Source organism: Alteromonas sp. 5E99-2 (assembly GCF_017368475.1).
In the GTDB taxonomy this organism is placed as follows: Bacteria; Pseudomonadota; Gammaproteobacteria; order Enterobacterales; family Alteromonadaceae; genus Alteromonas_F.
The window spans coordinates 163317-188757 of sequence record NZ_JAFNJE010000003.1; the positions used below are offsets into that span (position 1 = coordinate 163317).

General features: G+C 39.5%; 27 protein-coding genes. 17 read left to right on the plus strand and 10 right to left on the minus strand.

What is annotated here, in order from left to right; translation table 11 throughout:
• Position 1: 1 nt before the first annotated feature.
• From J3L16_RS04530 to J3L16_RS04540, 3 genes are read left to right on the plus strand one after another with little or no spacing between them, the layout of a single operon-like run.
• Entirely contained in the window at positions 2 to 550 is a 549-nt protein-coding gene (locus J3L16_RS04530; protein WP_207611705.1) for a DUF2058 domain-containing protein, read from the plus strand.
• Positions 551 to 564: 14 nt separating this feature from the next.
• Entirely contained in the window at positions 565 to 1023 is a 459-nt protein-coding gene (locus tag J3L16_RS04535) for a GNAT family N-acetyltransferase (RefSeq protein ID WP_207611706.1), read from the plus strand.
• Complete coding sequence (locus J3L16_RS04540; protein WP_207611707.1) at positions 1016 to 1570, plus strand: nucleotidyltransferase family protein; 555 nt, start codon at positions 1016 to 1018, stop codon at positions 1568 to 1570. The genes J3L16_RS04535 and J3L16_RS04540 overlap by 8 nt, the downstream gene beginning before the upstream one ends.
• A 32-nt stretch (positions 1571 to 1602) precedes the next feature.
• Here the strand turns inward: J3L16_RS04540 and rne are convergent, their stop codons facing one another.
• A complete protein-coding gene (rne, locus tag J3L16_RS04545; RefSeq protein WP_207611708.1) occupies positions 1603 to 4443 on the minus strand; it encodes a ribonuclease E in 2841 nt (946 codons plus the stop codon).
• A 464-nt stretch (positions 4444 to 4907) separates the two neighbouring features.
• Here rne and rluC point away from each other — a divergent pair, with 464 nt between their 5' ends.
• Positions 4908 to 5852 (plus strand): 23S rRNA pseudouridine(955/2504/2580) synthase RluC, encoded by a 945-nt coding sequence (gene rluC / locus J3L16_RS04550; RefSeq protein WP_207611709.1) that lies wholly within the window; start codon positions 4908 to 4910, stop codon positions 5850 to 5852.
• Entirely contained in the window at positions 5853 to 6524 is a 672-nt protein-coding gene (locus J3L16_RS04555; RefSeq protein WP_207611710.1) for an HAD-IA family hydrolase, read from the plus strand. It abuts the gene before it with no gap.
• Here the strand turns inward: J3L16_RS04555 and J3L16_RS04560 are convergent.
• Positions 6521 to 7147, minus strand: coding sequence for a nucleoside triphosphate pyrophosphatase (locus J3L16_RS04560; RefSeq protein WP_207611711.1), 627 nt, complete (start codon positions 7145 to 7147; stop codon positions 6521 to 6523). The two genes, J3L16_RS04555 and J3L16_RS04560, sit on opposite strands and share 4 nt — an antisense overlap.
• 48 nt (positions 7148 to 7195) lie before the next feature.
• On the opposite strand from J3L16_RS04560, the gene yceD reads away from it, so the two are divergent.
• The 12 genes from yceD to J3L16_RS04620 all read left to right on the plus strand — a co-directional run bounded on the left by yceD (position 7196) and on the right by J3L16_RS04620 (position 16978).
• Positions 7196 to 7717 (plus strand): 23S rRNA accumulation protein YceD, encoded by a 522-nt coding sequence (gene yceD, locus J3L16_RS04565; protein WP_207611712.1) that lies wholly within the window; start codon positions 7196 to 7198, stop codon positions 7715 to 7717.
• Between the two features lie 9 nt (positions 7718 to 7726).
• Positions 7727 to 7897: a 50S ribosomal protein L32 gene (gene rpmF / locus J3L16_RS04570; RefSeq protein WP_207611713.1), complete on the plus strand. Its 171-nt coding sequence runs from the start codon at positions 7727 to 7729 to the stop codon at positions 7895 to 7897.
• Positions 7898 to 7915: 18 nt separating this feature from the next.
• Positions 7916 to 8953, plus strand: a complete 1038-nt coding sequence (plsX, locus tag J3L16_RS04575; RefSeq protein WP_207611714.1) for a phosphate acyltransferase PlsX — start codon at positions 7916 to 7918, stop codon at positions 8951 to 8953.
• The gene (locus J3L16_RS04580) at positions 8950 to 9915 is read left to right on the plus strand and encodes a beta-ketoacyl-ACP synthase III (RefSeq protein ID WP_207611715.1); all 966 of its coding nucleotides are present in this window, start codon (positions 8950 to 8952) and stop codon (positions 9913 to 9915) included. The genes plsX and J3L16_RS04580 overlap by 4 nt, the downstream gene beginning before the upstream one ends.
• Before the next feature lie 40 nt (positions 9916 to 9955).
• Positions 9956 to 10885 (plus strand): ACP S-malonyltransferase, encoded by a 930-nt coding sequence (fabD, locus tag J3L16_RS04585; RefSeq protein ID WP_207611716.1) that lies wholly within the window; start codon positions 9956 to 9958, stop codon positions 10883 to 10885.
• Positions 10886 to 10893: 8 nt separating this feature from the next.
• A complete protein-coding gene (gene fabG, locus J3L16_RS04590) occupies positions 10894 to 11631 on the plus strand; it encodes a 3-oxoacyl-ACP reductase FabG (protein WP_207611717.1) in 738 nt (245 codons plus the stop codon).
• Positions 11632 to 11813: 182 nt separating this feature from the next.
• Complete coding sequence (gene acpP / locus J3L16_RS04595) at positions 11814 to 12053, plus strand: acyl carrier protein (RefSeq protein WP_207611718.1); 240 nt, start codon at positions 11814 to 11816, stop codon at positions 12051 to 12053.
• Positions 12054 to 12132: 79 nt separating this feature from the next.
• Positions 12133 to 13374 (plus strand): beta-ketoacyl-ACP synthase II, encoded by a 1242-nt coding sequence (gene fabF / locus J3L16_RS04600; RefSeq protein WP_207611719.1) that lies wholly within the window; start codon positions 12133 to 12135, stop codon positions 13372 to 13374.
• A gap of 80 nt (positions 13375 to 13454) precedes the next feature.
• Positions 13455 to 14264 carry an aminodeoxychorismate lyase gene (gene pabC / locus J3L16_RS04605; RefSeq protein WP_207611720.1) on the plus strand — a complete coding sequence of 270 codons (810 nt, stop codon included), beginning with the start codon at positions 13455 to 13457 and terminating at the stop codon, positions 14262 to 14264.
• Positions 14261 to 15295 (plus strand): endolytic transglycosylase MltG, encoded by a 1035-nt coding sequence (gene mltG / locus J3L16_RS04610; protein ID WP_207611721.1) that lies wholly within the window; start codon positions 14261 to 14263, stop codon positions 15293 to 15295. Before pabC ends, mltG begins: the two co-directional genes overlap by 4 nt.
• A 2-nt stretch (positions 15296 to 15297) precedes the next feature.
• Positions 15298 to 16200 carry a DNA polymerase III subunit delta' gene (holB, locus tag J3L16_RS04615; protein WP_207611722.1) on the plus strand — a complete coding sequence of 301 codons (903 nt, stop codon included), beginning with the start codon at positions 15298 to 15300 and terminating at the stop codon, positions 16198 to 16200.
• Between the two features lie 4 nt (positions 16201 to 16204).
• Positions 16205 to 16978, plus strand: coding sequence for a YchF/TatD family DNA exonuclease (locus J3L16_RS04620; RefSeq protein WP_207611723.1), 774 nt, complete (start codon positions 16205 to 16207; stop codon positions 16976 to 16978).
• A 25-nt stretch (positions 16979 to 17003) separates the two neighbouring features.
• Here J3L16_RS04620 and J3L16_RS04625 read toward each other — a convergent pair whose 3' ends face one another.
• The 8 genes from J3L16_RS04625 to J3L16_RS04660 all read right to left on the minus strand — a co-directional run bounded on the left by J3L16_RS04625 (position 17004) and on the right by J3L16_RS04660 (position 25391).
• The gene (locus J3L16_RS04625) at positions 17004 to 17444 is read right to left on the minus strand and encodes a YchJ family metal-binding protein (RefSeq protein ID WP_207611724.1); all 441 of its coding nucleotides are present in this window, start codon (positions 17442 to 17444) and stop codon (positions 17004 to 17006) included.
• 13 nt (positions 17445 to 17457) lie between these two features.
• A complete protein-coding gene (locus J3L16_RS04630; protein WP_207611725.1) occupies positions 17458 to 19617 on the minus strand; it encodes a bifunctional diguanylate cyclase/phosphodiesterase in 2160 nt (719 codons plus the stop codon).
• Entirely contained in the window at positions 19617 to 20108 is a 492-nt protein-coding gene (locus J3L16_RS04635; protein ID WP_207611726.1) for a Rab family GTPase, read from the minus strand. The genes J3L16_RS04630 and J3L16_RS04635 overlap by 1 nt, the downstream gene beginning before the upstream one ends.
• A gap of 13 nt (positions 20109 to 20121) precedes the next feature.
• On the minus strand, positions 20122 to 21861 hold the full coding sequence (locus J3L16_RS04640; RefSeq protein ID WP_207611727.1) for an OmpA family protein: 1740 nt from the start codon (positions 21859 to 21861) through the stop codon (positions 20122 to 20124).
• 14 nt (positions 21862 to 21875) lie between these two features.
• Complete coding sequence (locus J3L16_RS04645; protein ID WP_207611728.1) at positions 21876 to 22433, minus strand: hypothetical protein; 558 nt, start codon at positions 22431 to 22433, stop codon at positions 21876 to 21878.
• Between the two features lie 94 nt (positions 22434 to 22527).
• Positions 22528 to 23850 (minus strand): DEAD/DEAH box helicase, encoded by a 1323-nt coding sequence (locus J3L16_RS04650; protein WP_207611863.1) that lies wholly within the window; start codon positions 23848 to 23850, stop codon positions 22528 to 22530.
• 8 nt (positions 23851 to 23858) lie between these two features.
• Positions 23859 to 24617, minus strand: a complete 759-nt coding sequence (locus J3L16_RS04655) for a hypothetical protein (RefSeq protein ID WP_347564640.1) — start codon at positions 24615 to 24617, stop codon at positions 23859 to 23861.
• A 72-nt stretch (positions 24618 to 24689) separates the two neighbouring features.
• Positions 24690 to 25391, minus strand: a complete 702-nt coding sequence (locus J3L16_RS04660) for a HAMP domain-containing sensor histidine kinase (protein WP_242698662.1) — start codon at positions 25389 to 25391, stop codon at positions 24690 to 24692.
• Positions 25392 to 25441 lie beyond the last annotated feature (50 nt).

Genomic DNA, 25441 nt, shown 5'->3' on the forward strand with positions numbered 1-25441 from the left:
TATGAAAGGTTCTTTACAAGATCAATTGTTAAAAGCTGGTTTGGCAGACAAGGGGTCTGCTAAGCAGGCCCGTGCTGAAAAAAGAAAGCGTCAAAAGCAAAAGAAAAAGGCGGCTCCAGAATTATCTGAAGCGCAATTAGCTGCGGAAAAAGCAGCAGAAGAAAAGCGCAACAAAGACAAAGCACTTAATCAGGCTCAACAAGAAGAAAGAGAGAAAAAAGCCCTTGTTGCTCAAATAAAACAACTCATTGAAGTTAATCGTCAATCGTTTAACCGAGGCGATGTTGTGCTGAACTTTACCGACGACAATGTGGTAAAACGCATGTATGTCACCGATGCGATACACACGCTTGTTGTGGATGCGCGGCTTGCTGTGGTTAAGTATGGTGCTGATTACGCTTTGGTTCCCGTTCCAATTGCTGACAAAATTGCCGAACGAGATAGTTCGTTTGTTGTTTTTCGAGCTGATGACAGACCAGAAAATGAAGCTAAATCAGAGGACGATGATTGGTACGCAGAGTACGACATTCCCGATGATCTTATGTGGTAGGGCAGTAGAAGGTTATGGAAATTGAAGTAGACTACCTAGAAAGTGACGATGTCATTGGTTTACTTCAAGAGCACCTGCAAGATATGCACGCAACGTCCCCGCCAGAAAGCGTTCATGCGCTTGATGTCAATGGCTTAAAATCCCCTGAAATAACCTTTTTTAGGGGAACTGTTCATGGGCAGTTAGTGGGTTGTATTGCAATTAAACACTTAGAAAATAACGAAGCCGAAATTAAATCTATGCGTATTGCCAATGAATACAGAGGGCATGGATACGCCCGGCAACTGCTAACCCATATTATCGAATATTCTAAAACGCTAAATCTTACTCGGCTCAATTTAGAAACAGGCAGTCAGACATTTTTTGATCCGGCCCGCGCACTCTATTTCAAGTTTGGGTTTAAAACCTGCCTACCTTTTGCTGATTATAAAGCCGATCCAAACAGCCATTTCATGTCTCTTATTCTTGACTAATTCACATCAACGTATCACAAGATGGATAGAAAACGACCCACTCAGAGTAGAGGTTTTAACTGCGGCTAAAACCCTCAATCTAAAGAATTGGCACATAGGTGCGGGTTTCGTTAGGAATTTGGTGTGGGACAAGCTTCATGGTGTTAACACAACTCAGTTAAATGATATCGATTTGATTTATTATGATGAAGATAAGAGTAGCGCAGAATTAGATCTTTATTATGAAAATCAATTAAAGGAAGCTATGCCAATAAATTGGTCGGTAAAGAACCAAGTCCGTATGCACATACGCAATAACCATCAACCTTATTTACACATTTCAGATGCTATTAGCTATTGGCCCGAAATAGAAACAGCCGTGGCCGTTAAATATAATGAGAATAATGTCTTGGAGTTTGTTGCGCCGTTTGGCTTAGAGCACTTATTTAGCTATACGATAACTCAGAATAGTAAAAATTGTGACTCCGACATATTCAATGCCAGAGTTAAAAATAAAGGGTGGTTATCAAAATGGCCCAAATTGAAGGTAATAAAAAACGCGACATAAAGCCGCGTTTCTTATTAATCAAACTGACTTACTTAACTGTCTTGCAGCAAATCTTTTTGAACAGGCTCTTGTTCTGCTTTAACTTCTTCTACAGCTGCTTTTTCACCATACAATTCCGTAGGGTTAAATGCAGCCGCTTCTGCTCTAGACGTCGCGTTTGCTTGACAAGCAATACTGTCAGACTTAACAATCGCAGGTCTCGCTTCATCGGCTTTAGCAGTTAAAGGTACGTCTTGAAAATTAGCTTCCAATTCCGTAGGTCTTTTAGCCGGATGAGATGCCGAACGTGCAAAACGATTGAAAACAGCGAAGGCTTTAGGGGCTTCAGCCACCTCTTCTTTTGTTGAAGGTTTGGCATCTTCCACAGGTGCTTGGCTTTCAGTTTCTACCGCTTTTTCTTCCGTATTAGGAGATTCAACAACAGGTGCCTCATCTACGACTTTAGCAGGTTCTACAACAGGCGCATTACTCGCATCTTCAACTACGGGAGTTTCAACTGGCGCTGTAGGCTCGGTTTGAACTTGTGAGCTTAGGTTCAGTTCTGCTTGTGCTGGCGATGTTTCGTTAGCAACTGGTGTTTCAACAGCATCTTCAACGGTAGTTTCACCAGACGTTTCAGTATCTTGCTTTTTACGTTTTTGTCCAGCGGCTCTTACATGGCGAGGACTACGACGGTTTCTGCTTTTTGGTGCATTTTCTGACGATGCTGATTGCTCTGAATCCGTAGTTGATACAGTTTCAGCAACTTCAGTGTTTGCAACAACGTCTTGTGTGTCTTTGACTACAGCTTTTGCCGCTTTAGGTGCCGTATTTGCCGTTTCAAGGTTTTGACTTGGAAGGTCATTAACCTGTTGTTCCACTGCGACTTCGTCGTTCACCTTAGGCGCACTGTCTACACGAACAGAGTTACGCTTATCACGTCGCTGTCTGCGTTCTTGTACCTTTTTCTTCTTAGGAGGCTGACCTTCAGGTTTTTCTGTTCGAGTACGCTGTTGTTGCGGCTTATCCGATTTTTGTTGTTTCGGTTGGCGTTGCTCGTGCTCATCTGAATCGTAATTGGACTTACGTTTCTTGTTCTGTTGATTGCGACGACGATCATTATTGCGCTGGTTTCTATTTTGGCCATTGCGATTACGATTGCGATTATTTGGCTTTTTAGTTGGTTCCGGCTCAGCTTCAGGCGCAAATAAGCTCGATAACCATTTTGATACTTTGGCTATTAAACCGTCTTCAGATTTCGCTGAAGACGTCGGCGCAGTTTTCGATGGTTTAGGTGCTGGAGGAGGAGACATACCTTGTAAAGCAGGCTCTTCTCTGCGTTTTACAGTTTGTTCTGTAATAGTAGAGGTTTCTTCTTCCACTTGAGTTAACGTGGCATTATAGCTCGGCTCGCTCAGAGTTTCGTCTTGGCGTCTTCTCGTCACTTCGTACTTAGGCGTTTCAAAGTTCGGGTTAGGCAATATTAAAATATCAACTTTGTGACGTTCTTCTAAGCCCTGCAACGCTTTGCGTTTTTCGTTGAGCAAATAAGTTGCTACTGGAACTGGAAGCTGAGCTTCAATTTGTCCCGAGTTTTCTTTAATGCTCTCTTCTTCTAAGATACGAAGCACAGAAAGAGCTAAAGACTCATTGCCACGAACCGTTCCGTGACCAGAACAACGAGGACATACTGTATGTGCAGACTCACCTAGACTTGGACGTAAACGTTGGCGAGACATTTCAAGCAAGCCAAATCTAGATATACGGCCTAACTGTATACGCGCACGATCAGCTTGTACCGCATCTTTCATTCTATTTTCAACTTCGCGCTGATGGCGAACAGGCGTCATATCGATAAAGTCGATAACCACCAAACCACCTAAATCTCTTAGGCGTAATTGACGAGCGATTTCGTCAGCCGCTTCTAAGTTTGTATTAAAAGCTGTTTCTTCAATATCTCCGCCTTTTGTCGCTCTAGCAGAGTTAATATCAATAGACGTTAATGCTTCTGTTGGGTCAATAACGATAGAGCCACCAGAGGGCAGTCTTACTTCACGTTGAAACGCTGATTCGATTTGACTTTCAATTTGGTAATGACTGAATAAAGGGACATCGCCACGGTATAGCTTGATACGCTTAGCAAAATCAGGGCGCACCAACTCAACATGTTTCATCGCTTTTTCATAAACGTGAGTTTTGTCGATAAGAACTTCGCCAATGTCTCTGCGTAAATAGTCTCGTATTGCTCTTACGATAACATTACTTTCTTGGTGAATTAAAAACGGAGAAGGGCGCTCGGCAGCAACTGCTGAAATTGCATTCCAGTGGTGAAGTAACACAGATAAATCGTGTTCCAACTCTTCGAAAGATTTTCCAACACCTGCAGTACGTACAATTAAACCCATGCCATCAGGTAACTGAAGCTTGTTTAAGGTTTGTTTTAATTGTGTTCTTTCATCGCCTTCGATTTGACGAGATATTCCGCCAGCACGAGGGTTGTTAGGCATTAGAACGAGGTAGCTACCTGCTAACGACAAGAATGTGGTTAAGGCTGCGCCTTTTTGACCGCGTTCTTCTTTATCAATTTGGATGATAACTTCTTGGCCTTCTTTCACAACATCTTTAATGTTAGGGCGGCCTTCGAAGCGGTATCCGTCAGGAAAATAAGTGCGTGCAATTTCTTTTAAAGGAAGGAATCCATGACGATCTGCGCCGTAATCTACAAATGCTGCTTCAAGACTAGGCTCTACACGCGTAATCTTACCTTTGTAAATATTTGCTTTCTTTTGTTCGTGTCCAGGACTTTCTATATCGAGATCATAAAGTCGTTGCCCATCTACTAGGGCAACACGCAACTCTTCTTGTTGAGTTGCGTTGATTAACATTCTTTTCATTGTATCTAGCTCTGTTTAAAACAGCCGCGTTCGATACAAAACTAATTGACGAATACAGGTTGTAATCACGCAATCTCTCGACTGGATGGCCCTCAAGTTGTTTACCGTATTACCAATATAAATGGTGTCGGGAACGGCGCCCCTTAATACTTGTTTTCTATTATGCGAGCATTATTCTTTAAATGCTCGTGTCAAATTAATTCTGTAATAACAGCGGTCTGAAATTTATATAAATAATTAGCGTTAACGCACAAGTAGAAGGTTGATAAACCTTTATATTGTCCTCTTGTCTGCGCCACGTAAGTGCATTTTTGCACTCTTCTTTAATAACCGCTTTAATCGTCTACTGTGCATTTGTTATTAATGACACATTTTTTAGACGTTATTAAAACAATGTGAGTATCTCATTAATTTAATCGTTATGACAAGTCGCATAGCGTATAAAAACACGTTAATATGCGCGGATGACTGAAATAATCCAAAAATCTGTTGAATTTGTCACTATTGGCGAAGACAACGAGCAACAACGTATCGATAACTTCTTAAGAACCAAACTTAAAGGAGTGCCGAAAAGTCTTGTTTATAGAATTGTTAGAAAGGGCGAAGTTCGAGTAAACAAAAAGCGCATTAAACCAGACTATAAGTTGGTTAATGGCGATATTGTTCGCATTCCTCCGGTAAAAATTACAGACTCTGAAAATGAATTACCTAGCGCCAATTTAAACCAAGTAAGTCAGTTAAATGACTGCATTTTATATGAAGATGAACGCTTGATGGTAATCAATAAACCAAGCGGCATGGCGGTTCATGGTGGCAGTGGTTTAAAATTTGGGCTGATTGAAGGGCTTCGTTCATTACGTCCTAAAGCGCAATTTTTAGAGCTGGTTCACAGGCTAGACAGAGACACATCAGGGTGTTTGCTAGTCGCAAAAAAACGCTCTGCTTTACGTCATCTGCACGAACAGCTGCGTGAAAATAAAATGAGCAAGGTGTATCACGCATTAGTAGTTGGTAACTGGCCTAAAACCCGTTTTAAAGTAAAAGCACCTTTGAAGAAAAACACCCTTCAATCTGGCGAGCGTATGGTGAATGTCAGTCCAGAAGGAAAACCTTCTGAAACTCACTACCGTATTTTACAAGAGTTTACGTCATCCACATTGGTAGAAGCAAAACCAATAACAGGTCGTACACATCAAATTCGTGTACATTGTTTACATGCAGGGCACAGTATTGCCGGAGATACTAAATATACCTCAGCACAAGACAATGCATTATTTAATCACGCAAAATTAAATCGCTTATTTCTGCATGCGCGTTCTATTCAGTTCGTTCACCCATTAAGTGAAAAACAAATGAAATTTGAAGCGCCTTTAGGTGAAATGCTAGAAAGCGTACTGGAGAAGTTGTAAATGCCTTACCAATTACTTATTTTTGATTGGGATGGAACCTTAATGGATTCCCAACAGAAAATTGTAACTTGTATACAAAGTGCGGCAGCGCAATGTGATGTAACGGTTCCTAGTGATAATGACGCAAAACAAATCATTGGTTTGAGTTTGTTACCCGCGATAAAAAAGCTATTCGATTTAAATGGCAGTAATGAAGAAGAACTGGCAAACAAACTTGTAGCAGCTTATAAGACGATTTTTTTAGAACAAGACCAAACCCCGTGCCTTTTATTTGATGGTGTGTTGGCTATGTTAGATGACCTGAAGGCAAGTCACTGTGATCTAGTCGTTGCCACAGGAAAAGCGAGAAGGGGATTAGAAAGAGTATGGCAAAGCTCTAATACCAAATCCTACTTCGTTGATTCACGTTGTGCAGATGAAGCTGAATCAAAACCTTCTCCTGACATGCTTAAACAGTTACTGGCTGCTCGTAACGTAAACGCGGAAGATGCCATTATGATTGGCGATACTGCGTATGATATGGCTATGGCAAAGTCGCTTGGGATGACAAGTATAGCCGTCACATACGGTGTGCATGATATTGAATTACTTAATACGCAAACACCAACCTACACAGTAAATAGTGTAAAAGAATTGCATTCTTTATTAACCAGTTTAATAACAGCGAATTAATCGCTGTTTGTTGAACTGGGTTTAGGCATGAAATTAAATATAGAGTGGTTGAGTGATTCTAGGCCTTGAGTGAGCCCAATCATTGGCATACCTATTAAGGCGTTAGGGTCGGTATTGTGAATAGCGTTAAATAAAGTAATACCCGCTTTTTCCATTTTAAAGCTTCCTGCACAATCAAATGGTTGGTCTATATCTAAATATTGAGCTATCTGTTCCTTTGTTAGCTCTCTAAAATCAACAACTGTAGTATCTAAGTGAACGTATTCTTTATTTGTTTGAGTACATAAAAGGTATAAAGCTGTGTAAAAAGAAACGGAGTTACCACTGCATAGATTCAGTTGTATCACTGCTTTTTCTTTGGTTTTAGGTTTACCTAATATATGTATCTTTTCGTTTGTAGTGACTTCAGCAACTTGATCAGACCCCATAATAACGGCATTGTGATATTCGTTTGCGATAGCGTTAGCTTTTGAGGTAGCCAAGCGAATAGCGAGTGACTTCCCGTTTTCATTGGGTATAGGCGTTTCGTCAATATTCGGGCTTTTGAAGGAAAATTGGATATTTGCATCGATTAAACGTTGATGTCGGTAACGAGAACCCGATGCTAAAATCAATTGAGTCATATTTATTTCTTTGACAGTAGGCTAAGTGACGTATATTATGCGCGCGCTATGCAAAAAGTGAAACTACCTCATCAAATAGATCCAGTTAAAAGTGCATTGCAGCGTTCTGATTACGAAGGCGTTGTAAATACAAGCGACATGGTTCGACTCAATAACATTGTCGTTAGCAGTGACGATTATGTTGAAGCGAACGTACAGTTTTTAAAAGACGAACAAGGTCTTACTGTATTTCGCGGCAGTTTGATGACGTCAGTTGAACTTTTGTGTCAAAGGTGTAACGAGGCATTTAAGCAAAACTTAAATGTAGAATTTTGTTATAGCCCCGTGCAGGGGGAAGATGAATTCGATTCGTTACCAGAAGCTTATGAACCCGTAGAAGTAGATGAACATGGGATGGTAAATCTGCTTCAGTTGTTTGAAGATGACTTAATGGTGTCTTTGCCACTTGTACCACGCCACGCAGAAGCGGAGTGCACAGTGACAGAAAGTGACATGCAATTTGGTCAACTTAAACCGGAAGATGAGCGACCCAACCCGTTCGCGGTGTTGAAAGAACTTAAGCGAGATTAGGAGTAAGTTATGGCAGTACAAAAAAGTAAAAAAGCACGTGCAAAACGCGGTACTCGTCGTTCACACGATGCGTTAACAGGTGCAACTCTATCTGTTGATGCAACGTCGGGCGAAACACACCGTCGTCACCATGTGTCAGCTGATGGTTACTACCGTGGCAAAAAGGTCGTTAACGGTTAATCCGTAAGCGATTCTATTTTGACATCTCTGACCATCGCGTTAGATATGATGGGGGGCGATAATGGCCCCTCATCTACTATTCCTGCTGCAATCCGAGCAGCAATACGTTATAAAAATATTCATTTTTTATTGTATGGCGATAGCGATACGATTTCTTATCAGCTCGATAAACACGCTGACAATACAACTAAACTTATTTTAAATCGTTTAGAAATACGCCATTGCTCTGAATCTGTAGAAATGACAGATAAGCCGTCATCTATATTACGTAACAAAAAAGACGCATCTATGCGTCGTATGCTTGAGTCTGTGGCATCTAAAACTGCCCAAGGATGTGTATCAGCGGGCAATACGGGGGCGCTATTTGCACTAGCGTACTATCTAATCAAAACCCATGAAGGTATTGACAGACCTGCGCTAGTTAGTGCTTTACCTACGGCAAAACAAAACCGTGTATTTTTATTGGATTTAGGTGCAAATGTTAATTGTAATGCCGAAACCTTGTTTCAATATGGCGTCATGGGCTCTGTACTAGCTGAGCATGTTGCTGAAATTCCCAAGCCTCGAGTCGCCTTACTTAATGTGGGTGAAGAAGATATTAAAGGTAACGCCCAAGTCAAATCAGCTGATCAGTTACTAAGGGCATCTGAGTCAATACACTATGTTGGTTATGTCGAAGGGGATGACCTGTTTACTGATGTGGTTGACGTGGTTGTCACTGATGGTTTCACTGGTAATATTGCATTGAAATCAACCGAAGGTTTGGCAAAGCTAATTATAAATGAAGTGAAACATTATTCAGAACGCAATTTACTAACGCGGGTGACAGCCAGATTAGCCCTACCTTTGTTAAAGAAAATTTATAACAGGGTGAACCCCGACCAGTATAATGGCGCGAGTTTGATAGGATTGCGGGGCACTGTTATTAAAAGTCATGGAAACGCCTCCTCTGAAGCTTTTTTTTATGCAATACAACGCGCTATTGATGAAGCATCAAACCGCGTACCTGAAAAAATTAAAACGTCCATAGAGACAGTTATGTTGGAGCAACTTTGAAAACTTATTCTCGCTTTATTGGCACTGGCAGTTACTATCCAGAAGAAGTTCGTACAAATGCCGATTTAGAACAAATGGTAGATACTAGTGATGAATGGATCACAGACCGAACAGGTATAAAAGAACGTAGAATTATTGGTGTAAACGAGACCGCTGCAACAATGGGCGCAGAGGCATCTAAAAAAGCTATAGAAGCCGCTGAAATTGACCCTAGCTCAATTGATATGATTGTTTGTGCTACCACCAGTGGTCGTTACGCGTTACCAAGTACAGCCTGCGAAATACAAAGCATTCTTGGGTTAGATGGTATTCCCGCATTCGATGTTGCAGCCGCCTGTGCTGGTTACTGTTATGCATTAAGTGTTGCCGACCAATATATTAAATCAGGTATGGCTAAGCGCATCCTTGTTATTGGCACAGACTGCTTAAGCCGACTAGTCGACCCAGCCGATCGCAGTATGGTTATTTTGTTTGGTGACGGTGCTGGCGCAACGATTATTGAAGCCAGCGAAGAACCCGGTATTTTATCTACTCATATTCATGCAGCAGGTTCTTATGGTGAACTACTGCAAGTAGGTAATCCCACTAGAGGGGACGAAGCTTCTGTCCATGCTAATTGGGGCGTGATGAAAGGCAATGAAGTGTTTAAAGTCGCTGTCACAAAGTTAAGTGAAGTTGTCGAACAAACGCTAAAAGCCAACAACATGGATAAATCTGAGCTTGATTGGTTGGTTCCTCATCAGGCCAATTTCAGAATTATCAAAGCAACGGCTAAAAAATTAAATATGTCTTTGGATCAAGTGGTTATCACACTTGAAAATTACGGAAATACATCAGCTGCAACAGTGCCTACAGCACTGGATACTGCAATAAGAGATGGCCGCATAAAACGCGGACAAAATTTATTGTTAGAAGCATTCGGCGGTGGTTTCGCGTGGGCATCTGCATTAGTTCGCTACTAGTTATCTAATTATAAAAATAAATTCAAAATAAGGTTTTACTATGAAACAAGTTGCCTATGTATTCCCTGGGCAGGGTTCTCAGTCTAAAGGAATGCTTGCAGAACTCGCTCAAAGCAACCCTGAAGTGCTGGAAACATTTGAAGAAGCATCTGAAGTGCTTGGGTATGATTTATGGGATCTGGTACAAAATGACGAAGATGGCAGTTTAAATCAAACTCATATAACGCAACCTGCGCTGTTAACGGCAAGTGTTGCTATTTACCGTGTGTTAGCTGCTAAATATGACGCTCCTGCGTATATGGCTGGCCATAGTTTGGGTGAGTACAGTGCATTAGTGTGTGCGGGTGTTTTAGATTTTAAAGAAGCCGTTTCTTTAGTTCAATCTAGAGGGCTATATATGCAAAGCGCTGTTCCCGAAGGTGAGGGCGCCATGTACGCTATCATTGGCTTAGCCGATGACAAAATACAAGCAATATGTGAACAGGTTGCAGCAGACACGAGCCAAGTTATTTCTCCAGTGAATTACAATTCGCCAGGACAAGTGGTTATCGCAGGTAATACCAAAGCTGCAGAGTTAGCAGCCCAGCAATGTAAAGAGGCAGGCGCAAAAAGAGCGTTACCTCTTGCTGTTAGTGCACCATCTCATTGTGCGTTAATGAAACCTGCTGCGGCTAAACTGGAAGATGTACTTAACGATATATCGTTTTCACCTTCAGAGATTTCAATTGTGAATAATGTTGATGTGAGTATCGAGTCAGATAGCGCTGCTATTAAAGATGCTTTAGTTAGACAACTTTATTGCCCAGTACAGTGGACGCGCTCTGTTGAACAGTTAATAGAAAAAGGTGTAACACAGTTTGTTGAAGTTGGGCCTGGAAAAGTACTTTCAGGGTTAATTAAACGTGTAGATAAAACGGTTAAAATTTGCGCTGCGAATACACCAGACTCAGTTACATTGGAATTTGAATAGGATATATTATGTCTAAATTAGACCAAAAAATAGCGCTAGTGACCGGAGCCAGTCGAGGTATTGGGCGAGCTGTTGCTGAACACCTAGCAGCCCAAGGTGCAACGGTTATTGGCACTGCAACCAGTGACGCAGGTGCGGCGGCAATCTCAGAATACTTAGGCGAAAATGGCAAGGGAATGAAGCTTAATGTGGCCGAAGATGACAGCATTTCTCAAGTTTTAGCCGATATCGTGAGTGAGTTTGGTGCAATTGATATACTGATCAATAATGCCGGTATTACCCGTGATAATTTGTTAATGCGGATGAAAGACGATGAATGGAATGATATCATTCAAACTAATCTGACCTCTATTTTTAAATTATCAAAAGCAGTAATGCGCGGTATGATGAAAAAGCGCAACGGTAGAATTGTGAATATTGGTTCTGTTGTTGGTCTTACAGGCAATGCTGGTCAAGCGAATTATGCGGCTGCAAAAGCGGGTGTAATCGGGTTTAGTAAATCCTTAGCAAGAGAAGTTGCATCAAGAGGAATTACTGTTAATGTAGTGGCGCCTGGATTTATCGATACTGATATGACTCAATCATTAACAGATGAACAAAAAGAAGCCATTTTTAAAGATATTCCGGCTAACCGCTTGGGTAAACCAGAAGAGATTGCGAGTACTGTAGGGTTTTTAGCATCAGATATGGCTGCATACATTACCGGTGAAACAATCAATGTGAATGGCGGTATGCACATGTCGTGATGCAGCAAATTTTTGCGGCTCCACAGAGTGTTAAATAATTATAAAGTAAGTATTTATTGTAATGTTCGCTGGTTCGACCTTTGACTCCAACTCATAATGCACTTGCATAGAATGAGTGAGACAAAGTAAACTAGCGAAAAATTATGTTATCTAGTGACATTTAAGTAAGGAAAACCTAGAAAATGAGTAATATTGAAGAACGCGTTAAGAAAATCATTGTTGAACAACTTGGCGTAAAAGAAGAAGAAGTAAAATCTGAAGCCTCTTTCGTAGACGACTTAGGTGCCGATTCTCTTGACACTGTTGAGTTGGTTATGGCGCTAGAAGAAGAATTTGATACTGAAATTCCAGACGAAGAAGCAGAAAAAATTACTACTGTTCAATCTGCAATTGACTACGTCAACGCTAACAAAGACGCGTAATTCTTTCTATAAAGCGGCTCTAAGGAGCCGTTTTCTATATAGCTTCAAATTGTAATACCTTTCTCAGCGAGGACATAGTGTGTCAAAACGTCGTGTTGTCGTCACCGGTCTAGGACTATTGTCTCCAGTAGGGTTAGACGTTGATAGTACTTGGAAATCTATTGTTGCCGGAAAAAGCGGTATCGGTGATATAACTTTATTCGATTGTGAAAACTACGGAACGAGATTTGCGGGTGAAATGCCCAATTTTGATCCTTTAACTTACATCGATAAAAAAGAAATAAAAAAAATGGACCGGTTTATTCAGTGCGGAATTGCTGCTGGTAAACAGGCTTTAGAAGACTCCGGATTGGCTATCACAGCTAAAAATGCAAGCCGTATTGGTGTTGCTATAGGTTCTGGGATTGGCGGTCTTGCACAAATCGAGCAAAATCACACCAAACTTATGAATAGTGGTCCAAAGCGAATGTCTCCATTTTTCGTTCCTTCCACAATTACTAATATGATTTCTGGCTTTCTTTCTATAATGGAAGGATTAAAAGGGCCGAATCTAAATGTAGTGACAGCTTGTACTACCGGTGTTCATAATATTGGTATTGCGGCTCGCACTATTGCGTATGGCGATGCCGATGCAATGTTAGCTGGAGGTGCTGAATCAGCAATAACGCCTTTGGGTATTGGTGGTTTTGGTGCTGCAAGAGCGTTATCTACACGTAATGACTCTCAACAAACTGCGAGCCGTCCGTGGGATAAAGACCGCGATGGATTCGTTATGGGTGAGGGTGCTGGTGTGGTTATGCTTGAAGAATACGAAGCAGCCAAAGAGCGCGGCGCGACAATTTATGCGGAGCTTTCGGGCTTCGGTATGAGTGGCGATGCGTATCACATGACGTCTCCACCTGAAACTGGCGAAGGTGCGGCTGCAGCAATGCAAAATGCACTTAATGATGCCAATGTTTCTGCGAGTAGTGTTGGCTATGTTAATGCTCATGGTACATCAACACCGGCTGGTGATTTAGCTGAAGTTTCTGCGGTTAAAACTGTGTTTGGCGCTGAGGCAAATAATGTATTGGTTAGTTCGACTAAATCAATGATTGGTCATTTGCTAGGAGCAGCCGGCTCTGTAGAAGCTATTTTTACAATTTTAGCGTTACGAGACAAAATTGCACCGCCAACGATTAACTTGGATAACCCAGGTGAGGGTTGCGATTTAGATTTTGTTGCGCACAAAGCCAAAGAGTTCGATAAAGCCTATGCGCTTTGTAATTCATTTGGTTTTGGTGGAACAAACGGGTCACTTCTGTTTAAACGACCTGACTAAAATTGTATTTTAAGTCTTTAAGGCAATGGTATCTCTGGTATCATTGCTTTTTTTGTTTATACCGCTGAATTATTACGCTTGTGTATTCTATAGAAGATAATTGGGACGTTAACAATAGAGCTTGTCATTATGGCGATGGCGTATTTACAACAATGCGTGTGGCTTCAGGGGACATTGATCTATTAAAATACCATCAATTACGGCTTGAAAATGACAGTGGCGTTATTGGTTTACCTGCACCTAGTCAGAATGTTTGGGACCATGCCTCCATGCTTGCAGAGCAAGTGAAAAATGGCATTGTTAAAATCGTTTTGTCTGCAGGTTCCGGCGGCCGCGGTTATCATAGGCTGGCTAAACTTGCACCAACGGCTCATTTTTTTGTTTCTGCAGTGCCTGCCAGTTACGAACATTTGCGAAATACGGGAATGCGCGTCGTAACAAGTAATATACAGCTTAGCTCTCAACCCGCCCTTGCTGGAATTAAACACTTAAATCGACTAGAACAGGTGTTGATAAAAAATGGGTTAATAGGCACGCATTATGATGATGCGCTTGTTTTTGATTTTCAAAATAATCTCATTGAAGCAAGTAGTGCCAATATCTTCGTATTGGTAAAAAATAAAGGATGGATGACTCCTCAATTAACTCACTGCGGAGTGAATGGGGTGCAAAGAGCACGCTTGATAGACTATTTCAAACAAGCAGGCATTCCGTTACAAATAACCAATGTGTCTAGGCAGGATGTACAATCAGCACGTGCTGTAATGCTGACAAATGCAATAATGGAATGTATGCCAATTTTAGAATGGGATGATGAAGGACGCTGTTTTGATTTTGATGTACACCCTGTGCTTCAGTTATCAAAGGTAATTAACGGGGAAGAGGCATGAGAATAACTAAGCTAACGTTGTCGTTTATTTCCTTTTTTATTGGCGTTTTTGGTCTTCTTTTCTCTTTGTTATTGTTTTATACCAGTCAAATAGAGCAACCTCTTGGCATTTCGCCTGATAACACTATAGTGATAAAAAAAGGGTCGTCTGCATTTAGTGTCATGAACACACTAATGAATACGAGTGTTGAACCTCTTAATCCTTTCGTTGCTAAAGTTTGGTTAAAGCTAACTTTTGCAAACAACACAATTAAACATGGAGTGTATGAACTAAAGCCCTCAATGAATATAGAAGAGGCTTTTTCGTTGTTTGAACTGGGTAAGCAAAAGCAATTTTCAGTCACTTTAGTTGAAGGGAATACATGGAAGCAATGGCTTAATGTAATGCGGAATAACGAACATTTACATAATGATTGGAATGATGAAATTGAACAGGCGTTTCTTTCGACAGCCAGTGATTATTTTAACCATGACGTTTCTTCTATAGAAGGGATATTAATGGCTGATACTTATCAATTTACTGAGGGTACAAAGCTAAGTGATATTGTCATTCGCGCATTCGAAAATATGCAATTAAGCCTACTGAGACTTGAATTGGAAGAAGAGACATTGCCCCATCAATTAGAATCGATTTATGAAGTATTGGTATTGGCATCCATTGTTGAAAAAGAAACTGCGGTTGCTGAGGAAAGGCCTGTTATCGCAGGAGTATTTTTAAATAGATTAGATAACAAGATGCGCTTGCAAACCGACCCAACTATTATTTATGGTTTAGGTGATGAATTTGACGGCGATATTACCCGTGAACATATACGCAGACCTACAGCGTATAATACTTATGTGATCAAAGGCCTACCACCAACGCCTATCGCTATGATAGGAATAGAAGCGATTTCAGCAGTAAAAAATGCACAGCAATTAGATTATTTTTATTTTGTTGCAAAAGGCGACGGGACTTCTCATTTTTCCAGTTCTTTAGAAGAACACAATCGAGCAGTAAATAAGTATCAACTAGGTAAAGGTAATCAGTGAGCATGAATTTTGACATCTCGCCATGGAGCGAAGAACGCTTTGTTGAACTTAATAAACGTATTCTCGCATCAAAATTGCACCATGGTTTATTGCTCAGTGGTAAAGCAGGTATTGGGAAAACACAATTTGCTGTAGCGTTAGCAAAAAGTTTGTTGTGTGATTCACTAGAGGCAAATAGTACCTGTGGTAAATGCCAAGGGTGTTTGTTATTGCAAGCTGGCTCTCACCCTGACTTTCACCCTGTGGAAAGTGAAAAGCAAATCGGTGTCGATGCTATTCGCCAGGTAACCGCGCAACTACAGAAAACACCGCAAATCGGCAAAAATAAAGTCTGTATTATTTATCAAGCGGAGTCACTTACAGAGGCGGCCGCCAATGCACTATTGAAAACCCTTGAAGAACCAACTCCTAACACTTACATCATTTTAGTGACAGACGCACAGCATAAATTGTTACCGACTATTTTAAGTCGTTGTGAAAAACAAGGGTTGTCGCCTCCCACAAAACAGCAAACCATTGATTGGTTAGCGATAAATCTACCTAATGTTAATGTACCTGGCATTATTTTAGATTTATTTGCTGAATCGCCCTATAGGTTAAACAACCTATTAACGGACGAAAAATTTCCTGATGCGAGTCAATTTGAATCTATGCTTAAGCAAATTAAACATCAAGCTATTTCAGGATTATCAATGGTTAAGTTATGGGAAAATCATGCAGATATTTTGTTATCTATGTGCGCCTTGAAAACCGGTGAAATTTACCAATCTTCTTTATCAGAGCAAGATTACGCCTATTACCAACTATGCGTAAACGCACAAGAAAAAATAAACCAAACCGGTATAAATAAAGCATTACTCTTACACAGTGTTGTAGAAAATACAGCCCTTGCTTATAAGGAATAAAAAATTGTTCGTTGATTCTCATTGCCACCTCGATCGTCTAGATGAAAACACATCTATCAAAGATGCCATTGCATTTGCAAAGGGCAGAGGAGTAGAGCACTTTTTATGTGTGTGTGTATCAGTAAAAGAATTTGATGCTATGTGCAGCGCAGTATCTGATTTAGATGACATTTCTGTATCCTGTGGCGTGCATCCGCTACATCAAGAAGATGCCTGTGATAAACAAACACTTCTAGAAAAATCTAATCAATCACATGTTGTGGCAATAGGTGAGACAGGGCTAGATTACTTTTACAGTGCTGAAACCAAAGAAACCCAAATGCAGTCGTTTATCGACCATATTCAGGTTGCAAATGAGTTAAACAAACCTCTTATTATTCATACCCGAGGGGCGAAAGAAGACACTTTGAACGTGTTAAAAGAACATAAAAACGAAAGCACTAAAGGCGTATTTCATTGCTTTACTGAAGATTTAGACATGGCTTTACAGGGTATTGAATTAGGCATGTACATTTCTATTTCTGGTATCGTCACCTTTAATTCCGCAAAAGAATTAAGAGACGTCGTAAAACAAGTTCCGTTGGATAAGTTGCTGATTGAGACCGATTCGCCTTGGCTTGCACCAGTACCTCACCGAGGAAAATCAAACCAACCGGGGTACGTTGTTGAAGTAGCAGAGTTTATCGCGGAATTAAAAGGAATTTCAGTGGATGAACTAGGGAAAGCCACCACTGAAAATTTTTATAATTTGTTTAACGTAACTAAAAATCTGAATTGATAAGAGTGAGCGCTGTTTGAATAATTCACTTGTTCAAACAGCAACGTTTGTATTTCTTACCGCTGCCACAAAAACACTCGGTATTACGTGGAAATTTTATCGCGTCATGCTCGACAATAACGCCTTTGTCATATCGCCACTTTCCTTGCTCAATTACAAAGTCTGATACTTCGTGTAAAACATATAAATTCGTTTCAAAGGCATAATAGGCTTTAAACTCAACTTTATCGTGAGTGGATGAACAAATGGTTAACCCAAGCCATTGCTGGTCTTGATTACTCTTATTATTTGAATGTTCCAGATTATTTACACTAGAAAACGTTTTATTAATATAATCATCATTATAAGTAGCAAACGCGCTAAATCGGGAACGCATTAATTGTTCCGCAGTTGCCGCATTATCGCCTAAGATAATGGGTTCACAACACATGGAAAACTGACTATTTGGGTTACAAGGACATTTCATTATCGGTGTTTATTTATCCGTTCTGTTGGCGGAAAAAGTGGACAAATTCGTCTACTGGAATAGGCTTACTATAATAAAACCCTTGAATTTCTTCGCAGTCGTGACAGTTAAGAAATTCTCGTTGTTCTTTAGTTTCTACTCCTTCGGCAATCACAGATATGTTTAGTTGCTTAGCCATGGCTAAAATGGCTAATACAATTGCTCTGTCATCATCATTAGATTCTAATTCACTAATAAATGAACGATCTATTTTAAGGTAGTCGATAGGGAGATTTTTTAAATATGACAAAGAACTGTAACCTGTCCCAAAATCATCAATGGAGATAGACACGCCCATATTTCGCAAAGAGGTTAATAGTGACACCGCTTTGTCGTAGTTATTTAGGAGTACCCCTTCTGTAAGCTCGAGCTCTAAACGCTGTGCATCAATCCCTGACTGTATCGCGGTTTCTTTTATAAAATCAAATAAATACCGATCGCTAACTTGTTTTGGTGACAAGTTAATAGACAATTTAATATTGATTTTTTTTTCTCTTAAGTAAGTTAAGAGGTCGCAAACTTGTCTTATTACCCAATTACCAAGTGGAATAATTAATCCTGTTTGCTCAGCAATAGGAATGAATACATCTGGAGATATCATTTCACCTTCAGGCGTGGTCCATCGAATTAACGCTTCAGCTTTAACAACACGCTCTGTTTCTGTGTCTATTATCGGCTGAAGGTAGATTCGAAAATCGTCTTTGTCTACCGCATTTTTCAATTTAACCTCTAATTGAAGACGTTTTTCATTGGCTTTCGACATTTCAATGGAATAAAACTGAAAGTTACTATCTTGATTATCCTGTAATTCAGTCAATGCCATATCTGCAGCTTTAACTAACGACTCAGCATCAGTGGTATCTTCTGGGTATAGGGCAACGCTCATATTACTGTCTATGGTATAAGACGTTCTTTTTTGTGTTAAAAAAGGTTCTGACATCATTTCGTTGATGTCTTCGTAGAGTATCCGAGCAGCAACACGTTGTTCTGATGTATCGGTATACTCATTAAGTAAACTGATGACTGCAAAACGAGCTGAGCCAATTCGTGCGACATGACATGTATTACTTTCTATACTGAGTAGCTTAGTTGCAATATCTTTTAGTATTTTATCGCCATTAGTATGGCCATAGAGTTCGTTAATTCGTTTAAAGCGTAAAATATCGATAAACAAAAGATTAAAGGGGGAATTTGAGAGGCACTTTTTCTCTAAAAACTTCCACATATATTGGCGATTGGGTAACCCTGTCAATGCATCTTTCAGCATCAAGTTTTCATTTTTTTGTAGCAAATGTTTTAAACGGGTGGTGTCTGATATTGCAATAATCCAGTGGCTTGTTGAGCCCATATGGTTTTTGACTGGCTTTATTGTGACTTGTAACCATTTATCAAAATCCGGTGGGCAGTGCCAATAAAGCTCCCCGTTCCAAGACTTATCATTAAGGAATACCGGAGATGACTCAGGAAACTGGGTTTCTATTAATTGTTGAACTATGGCAAGTGGAGTAGTGTCAGTTCTAACAGGATCTAACGCAAAGCTACTAAATGCAGCTAAGTTGGAAAATAAAGGCGTTTTTTCACTATCGGTGATTATTACGCCGATTTCGGTATTTTGAATAGCTTGCTCTATAGGTAAATGCAGCTCTAAAACTGTTGAGTTTTGTTTGATTACACCTTGTAACTTTTGACTCAAGTAGTCGTGCTGTGCAAGTATTTTGTCATGAGAGAGCAGAGTTTCTCTGGCTACTTGTAGAGTTTCTTGTTTGTTTTCATGGGCAGTTTGGGCATTTTTAATAACCAGGAGTTTTTCACCGTTAGCATATGCTGCAACACATTCAAGGCAAAGTAATTTTTCACCTCCAGAAGGAGCCATAATGCTTTCTGACCAGATACCTGAACTTATTTGATTGGAGTCTGGCTCTAACCAAAACTCATTAGCATCTAACAGAAAGTTCGATATAAACGAGTGGTTGTCATCAATATTGATAGCATGGTTGACATTTGCGTTTGGAAACAGCCAATAAAACCAGCCAAGCGGTGCATGAATAACGGTAAATTCATTTTCTTTTTCATGCTTTAAAATAGCGCAATCTACAAGGCCTAAAATTTCGAAAAGCGCACCTACAGATTTCATTATTCGATACTCAACGCAGCAATAGATTTAAACATATTATTGACTTGAACCCCAGTTTTAGCACTTGTATTAAAACGAGCTTGAAATAATTCAGCTTGGGTATCGACGTGATCTTCACGCCAATGCCACTTCATATCTAGGTCGCATTTATTAACAACCAAAATAGCAGGCGCATCAGTATGTTCTCTAGCCATGCTTAAAATTTCCATACCTTCAACTAAAGACTGAGCTCTGCTTTGATCTGTTACAACTATAAATGCTGACGCTCCCCGCAAGTATTTGGGATTAAAACCACAGTATCGATCGATACCTTCCATATCCCAAATCATTAATTGAACGTCTGAGCTAGAGGTGGGTACAATTTTTTTATCGATTTTTACACCAATAGTTGTAAGGTATTTTTCCGAAAAAATACCATCAACAAACTTTCTCGTTAAACTAGTTTTGCCGACTCCTGTCGCACCTAATACGCAAATCTTTTTCTGTATCATTCTTCTTTTGCCACTACTTATCTCTAGGAGAATAAATTACGTTAAAAACAACTCGGCGGGGCGCATTTTCACCCGATGTAAACGAAACTTCACCAATACCTGTATCAAAAATATTTTTTGTATCAACTTTATTCTTAGCCAACAGCGCTTTAACTGACGCAGCTCTCTTTGAGCTTAGCGTGAAATTTGTATTTTCATTTCCAGCTGAATCACTTGTACCTATGACCAGCAGATTAAATTGAATGTCTAATTTATCGGCTATAGTCTGCGCTTGAGTTATTATACTAGACACTTTGATGACCTCTTGAACAGCGGCATCGGCTAAATTTGTGTGGTTTTGATAAAACTCAATTTGGGTTTGCGCTATTTGTCCAATATATTGTTTAAACAATGTAAATAAGACAGCATTGTTGTCTACTTTATCTATTGTTATTACCGATACCAATGACGTGTCTACATTAAGTTGAGAAATACCTGGAATTGCGTTCAGTTCGGTTAAAAAAGCTTGGTTTTTTTGCCATTCAATTTCTCCTGTTATTTTGTAACTGGAATCCATTGAAAGCTCTTGGTACTGTTCAATTACACTCTCTAACTTTAAGATGACAATTTCAGGCTCTAAAGAAATGTAACTTTGCTCTTTAATTTGAATATTTTTGCCGTTAAGGTTGTTTTCTGAAATCCAGGATTCAATAGTTTTTGTCATGGGATCTCGTAATACGTTAATAGTCACTTTATCAACATTTTTTATACGTCCGCTAGTTAAAACATATCCAGGCAAAGCAGAAATACTCTGTAAAGAGTGAAGCGTACTATAAGCTCTATACTTAAGTACGGAATACCCTATCAGCAATGTCATAGCTAACAATAAAAAAACATAGCCGAACCAGGGTCTATTGGCTTTTTCATTGGCATCTTTTTTTTGTGTAAGAATACAATTGTAAAGTAGGTTATCAACTGTAGAAAAAGAAGAGGCGTCGCCATTATACGAATGAAGCTCATCGCTAAAAACACCGTGAATTTGCTCTAACGTTTTAATAAACGTTTCACGGTCTTGAGATGGAATACTTCCGTTAGACGCAACAGCCAAAATAGCATTAGGCCCATGACAAACATACAAAGAGACATCATCTGTTTTTACTTCATCGAGTTGCTGAAGGTTGTCGTGCTCGGCAAACGAATCCGACACGAAATCGTTAATGGCGCTAAGCATAGATGACACTAAGTCGGCATTATCGCTTTCATGAGAGCTATTGCTAATATGGTTTAACAAAGTACCTGTTTCTCTGTGAATAAGTAACACAGTTTCAACTTTGTAGCTATAAGCCTGGGAGACTAAATATTGTGAAAAAGGGATCCCTGCACGCCAGGCTTCGTAACGCATTATCCAGCCTTTAATAGAGACTGCGTTTTCAATAAGGGCGTTAGTTTTTTCTATAAACTGGTTTAGGAAGGCTGCAACTGCTTTACGCACCATGCTGCCTACAAGAGGGTAGAGAATAGTGGTTAATTTATCACTTTGTTGTGAAACCGAATTTTCAACTGAACTTTGTATAATAGGCTGAATAACAGGGACAATAGAGTTGTCTGCATTCTGTCGCTCATGAAGCGCTTCAGTAATAACGTCTCGAACTAACGACTTGGCTTGGGGCTCTAGAGCAGAACAAAGTTCTTTCCCATCCCTTCCAAACAAAAGCCGCCTAAGTGTATCGAGTTTTTGTTTTTCACTTTCCGCGTCTGGTAGCGAATTAGGCATAATGTGAATGCTCTTTATTCGTTGCTATCGTCATCAGCTTCGAGGTTTGTTGCCATAGCAGCAAGCAATTTCGCGAGAGTTTTCCTATCTGTTTTAGACGAATTGAGCTCATTGTTAACTTCAGAAAGCTTATCTAATGACTGCGTTTTATAGTCATTTAACATTTGTGTTAATTGTCTAATTTCTTTATCGACTCTATCATGCAATGCGTCAACATCCTCTTTGCCCGATGCATCAGTCATTTCAATTTCAGAGCTTAATTGATTTTTTGCTGAAGCTAATGTTTCTTCTATATGTTCTGACTTCTCGTCGTGGCGAATATTACTTTCGTTCAATGAACTCAATAGAGTTTGGTGGTTTTTATTTATAAGATCGGTTAATGACGTAATTGTTTGACTGTGGTGTTGTTTGAACTCAGAAAGCTGGGAGGTTAAATCTACTTTTAACGATGTGATTTTGTCGTCTAATTCTTGCTGAGCTTCGCCGAAAACAATATGACGTAATTGAGTCAATTCAGACATTACTTCATTAGACTCAACACCTTTTTGTCCATTGATAGATGATTTTTCCATTCCTATAGCCCTAAATTGTTAAACCTTAAAGAAGTGTTGAAAAACAACCTACTTATTTAACACAATATAGACCAAAGGAATGAATTTAACCAAATTACTCACTGATTTTATTTGTCTTTTTTTTCAAAATAGGCATGTCACCTACGTTTTGCCCTATTAGGGTATTAACCCTTTTAACTGGAGCTTGTTTCAATTTTGAGCTTGATACTCGTTTTTTGCCTACGTTCTTTTCAAAATCTTTTTTCTTACGAGGAACAACTCCTTTAAATTTACTGGGATAGTCTTCATGGGATTCACAGTGAATTTCGTAATCTAAATGAGCTTTTATTAGCTCAAAGCTTGGCCAATCGCGTTTCCCAACCAAAGCAATAGCGTTTCCGGTATGACCAGCACGACCTGTTCTACCGATACGGTGAATATATTCCTCAGCGTGTTTTGGTAAATCGAAATTCACAACTAAGCCTATATTAGGTAGATCTAAGCCTCTCGAGGCCAAGTCGGTTGTAACCAGTATATTTTGCTGACCTTTTGAAAACCCCATCATCACGGAAGAGCGTTGTTTTTGATTTAAATCACCACTTAAAGCAATAGCAACGTGGTTTTTCGGCAAAACTTCATTCAATAATTCTGCAATTCTGGCGGTGTCTTCTCGAGTGGCTGTAAAAACAGCAGCTTGTTTAAAATCAGATGAAGATAATACTTCTTCTAAAAGTTTTTCTTTATGAGTAACAGAGTCAGCAAAGTAAAAATGCTGATGAATGTCTTGGTGCTTTTCTGTCGATAAACCAATATTGATACGAGTAGGGGCCTTTACCAATTGGTTCGAAAGGTTGTTTAACTCAATATTATCAAGCGTAGCTGAAAACATTAACGTTTGGCGCTTTCTATGATTGGCAAATTTATTGATAGCTAAAAGAGACTCAGCAAAGCCTAAATCCAACATACGATCAGCTTCATCTAAAATAAGGAGTTCTAAGCCGTTTAAAAAGAAATGTCGACTTTCTAAGTGGTCATAGACTCGACCAGATGTGCCAATAATAATATCTGGGTTTTTCCTAAGTGTTTTCGCCTGATCATTATAGTTTTCGCCACCTACAATTAATGCACAACTAAGCTTACCACCTGAAGTTAACTTTTTAACTTCAATGTAAACTTGTTTTGCTAGCTCGCGAGTAGGGGCCAAAATAAGGGCTCTAGGGTCTTGTTTGCTCAATGCCTTGGTCGACATTAATCTGTGGATTGATGGGATCAAAAAAGCAAGAGTTTTCCCTGACCCGGTTTGAGACGATGCCATCACGTCCTTTCCCGACAGTGCAGGGAGTATGGTTTTTTCTTGAATATCAGTTAAATTAGTAAAACCGTAATCGGATAAACGGGAAATTATTTTATGATGTACCGGAAGTTCAGATATTAACAATTTAGGGGTTACCACTTTTTCTTAGGTGCAAAAAGTTCATCGAGTTCATCTCTGTCCTCTTCTTTTTTGCGTTCTCTGTCTTCAGCATTCGCATTTTTCAATTCATCTTGAATTTCTGCTAGTTGCTGCTTGAATTGCATAAGGCGTTTAGCAAGTATCTCGTCTAGCTTACTTTGATTTTCCATTGCTTTAATGCCTTTTTCAAAATATTGTCGGGCTGAACCCAACATTTTGGCACTCATTGCACTGGCAGCTCTGCGTCCTAATGTTTCAACGTTAACACGAAGCTGCAATCGCTCTAGTTGTTTGTCTTGTTCAATAAAAACTTTAGGTTCGACTTTGCCTTTAGAATGCTCAGCTCGAAGTAAAACTCTAAGTTTTTTAACGCCCTGAATATATTGAATGACTTGCTTATCGTTATCAGGTAATCCGAACTCACCTAATAGTTCACTACTGTTAGCATCCATGCTTTTAATCATGGCCTCTTTATCTTTTAAGCGTTGCTTAAGATCTGCTGTAGCAGGAGAAAGGGAAATAATATTTTCTAACGCAAATAAAACTCGATTGTGCAAAAGAACAACTAATTTTTGCTGAATAGGGAATTGACTACACACAGAAATTGCATTTTCAGTTTCGTCTATTATGGCTTTAAACTTCGCGATTTCAGTTCTTTTTTCAGCTTCAGCTTTAGCTCGATGCTGCTGAACCGCATTTAAAATTATGGCTGTAACAAACAGCACCCCAACCAGTACAACAATTATAATCATCAAGAAACTCAGTCTCCAATATGCCTTACCAAAAAAACAAAAATTTAGCTAATACTGTTATATAGACCAATATTACGGTAATTTCACTGAAAAGACACTTCCGCCTAGCCTACCACCATTTGATAATGAAATCTTTCCTCGTCTATCGTTATTTTCATGAGCATGTGCGATCAACTTTGCAAAGAACAAGCCTAGCCCTGTTCTACCGTTTTTTATACTGGTTGAAGACGGAATATCGCAACTACTTGTTAACATCACATCGGGATAACCTGTTCCATCGTCTTCAACAGTAATTAATAGCCATTCTCCATTACTATTTTTCTCGACTTTTGCCGTTAAAATAAGCTTTTTACCTGCGTACTTTAGCGCGTTAATGAGAACATCGTTCAACAATAAATAAATGAGTTCTGAGTCTAAGTACCAATGCAATTCACTTGTTACATTAGTCTCTATCGATACATTTTTTTGATTTGCATAATAATGATGAGATGTAACTATATCTTCAAGTAAGTCTTCTATGTTGTAAAAGTCTACGGTTGTAGGAAGTTGCTGTACGTCTGTTCTATATAGCGATAGTAATTGTACTAAATTTGAATTTAATCGCGACGCCTCATAATGAGTACAACAAATGTGGGAATGAGCGTCCTCTAAATCTGCAGGAACATGTTGCTCTAGTGTCTCAATTGATTGAATAAGTAACCCTAGCGAGTTTTTCATATCGTGTACTACTGCAGTTAAAACGTCTGAAAAGTCGATGGGGGTGTTATTTTTCAAAGTATTGTTCTTCATCAATAAAAGGTATTAGCTAAGTGAATTAATTCAAG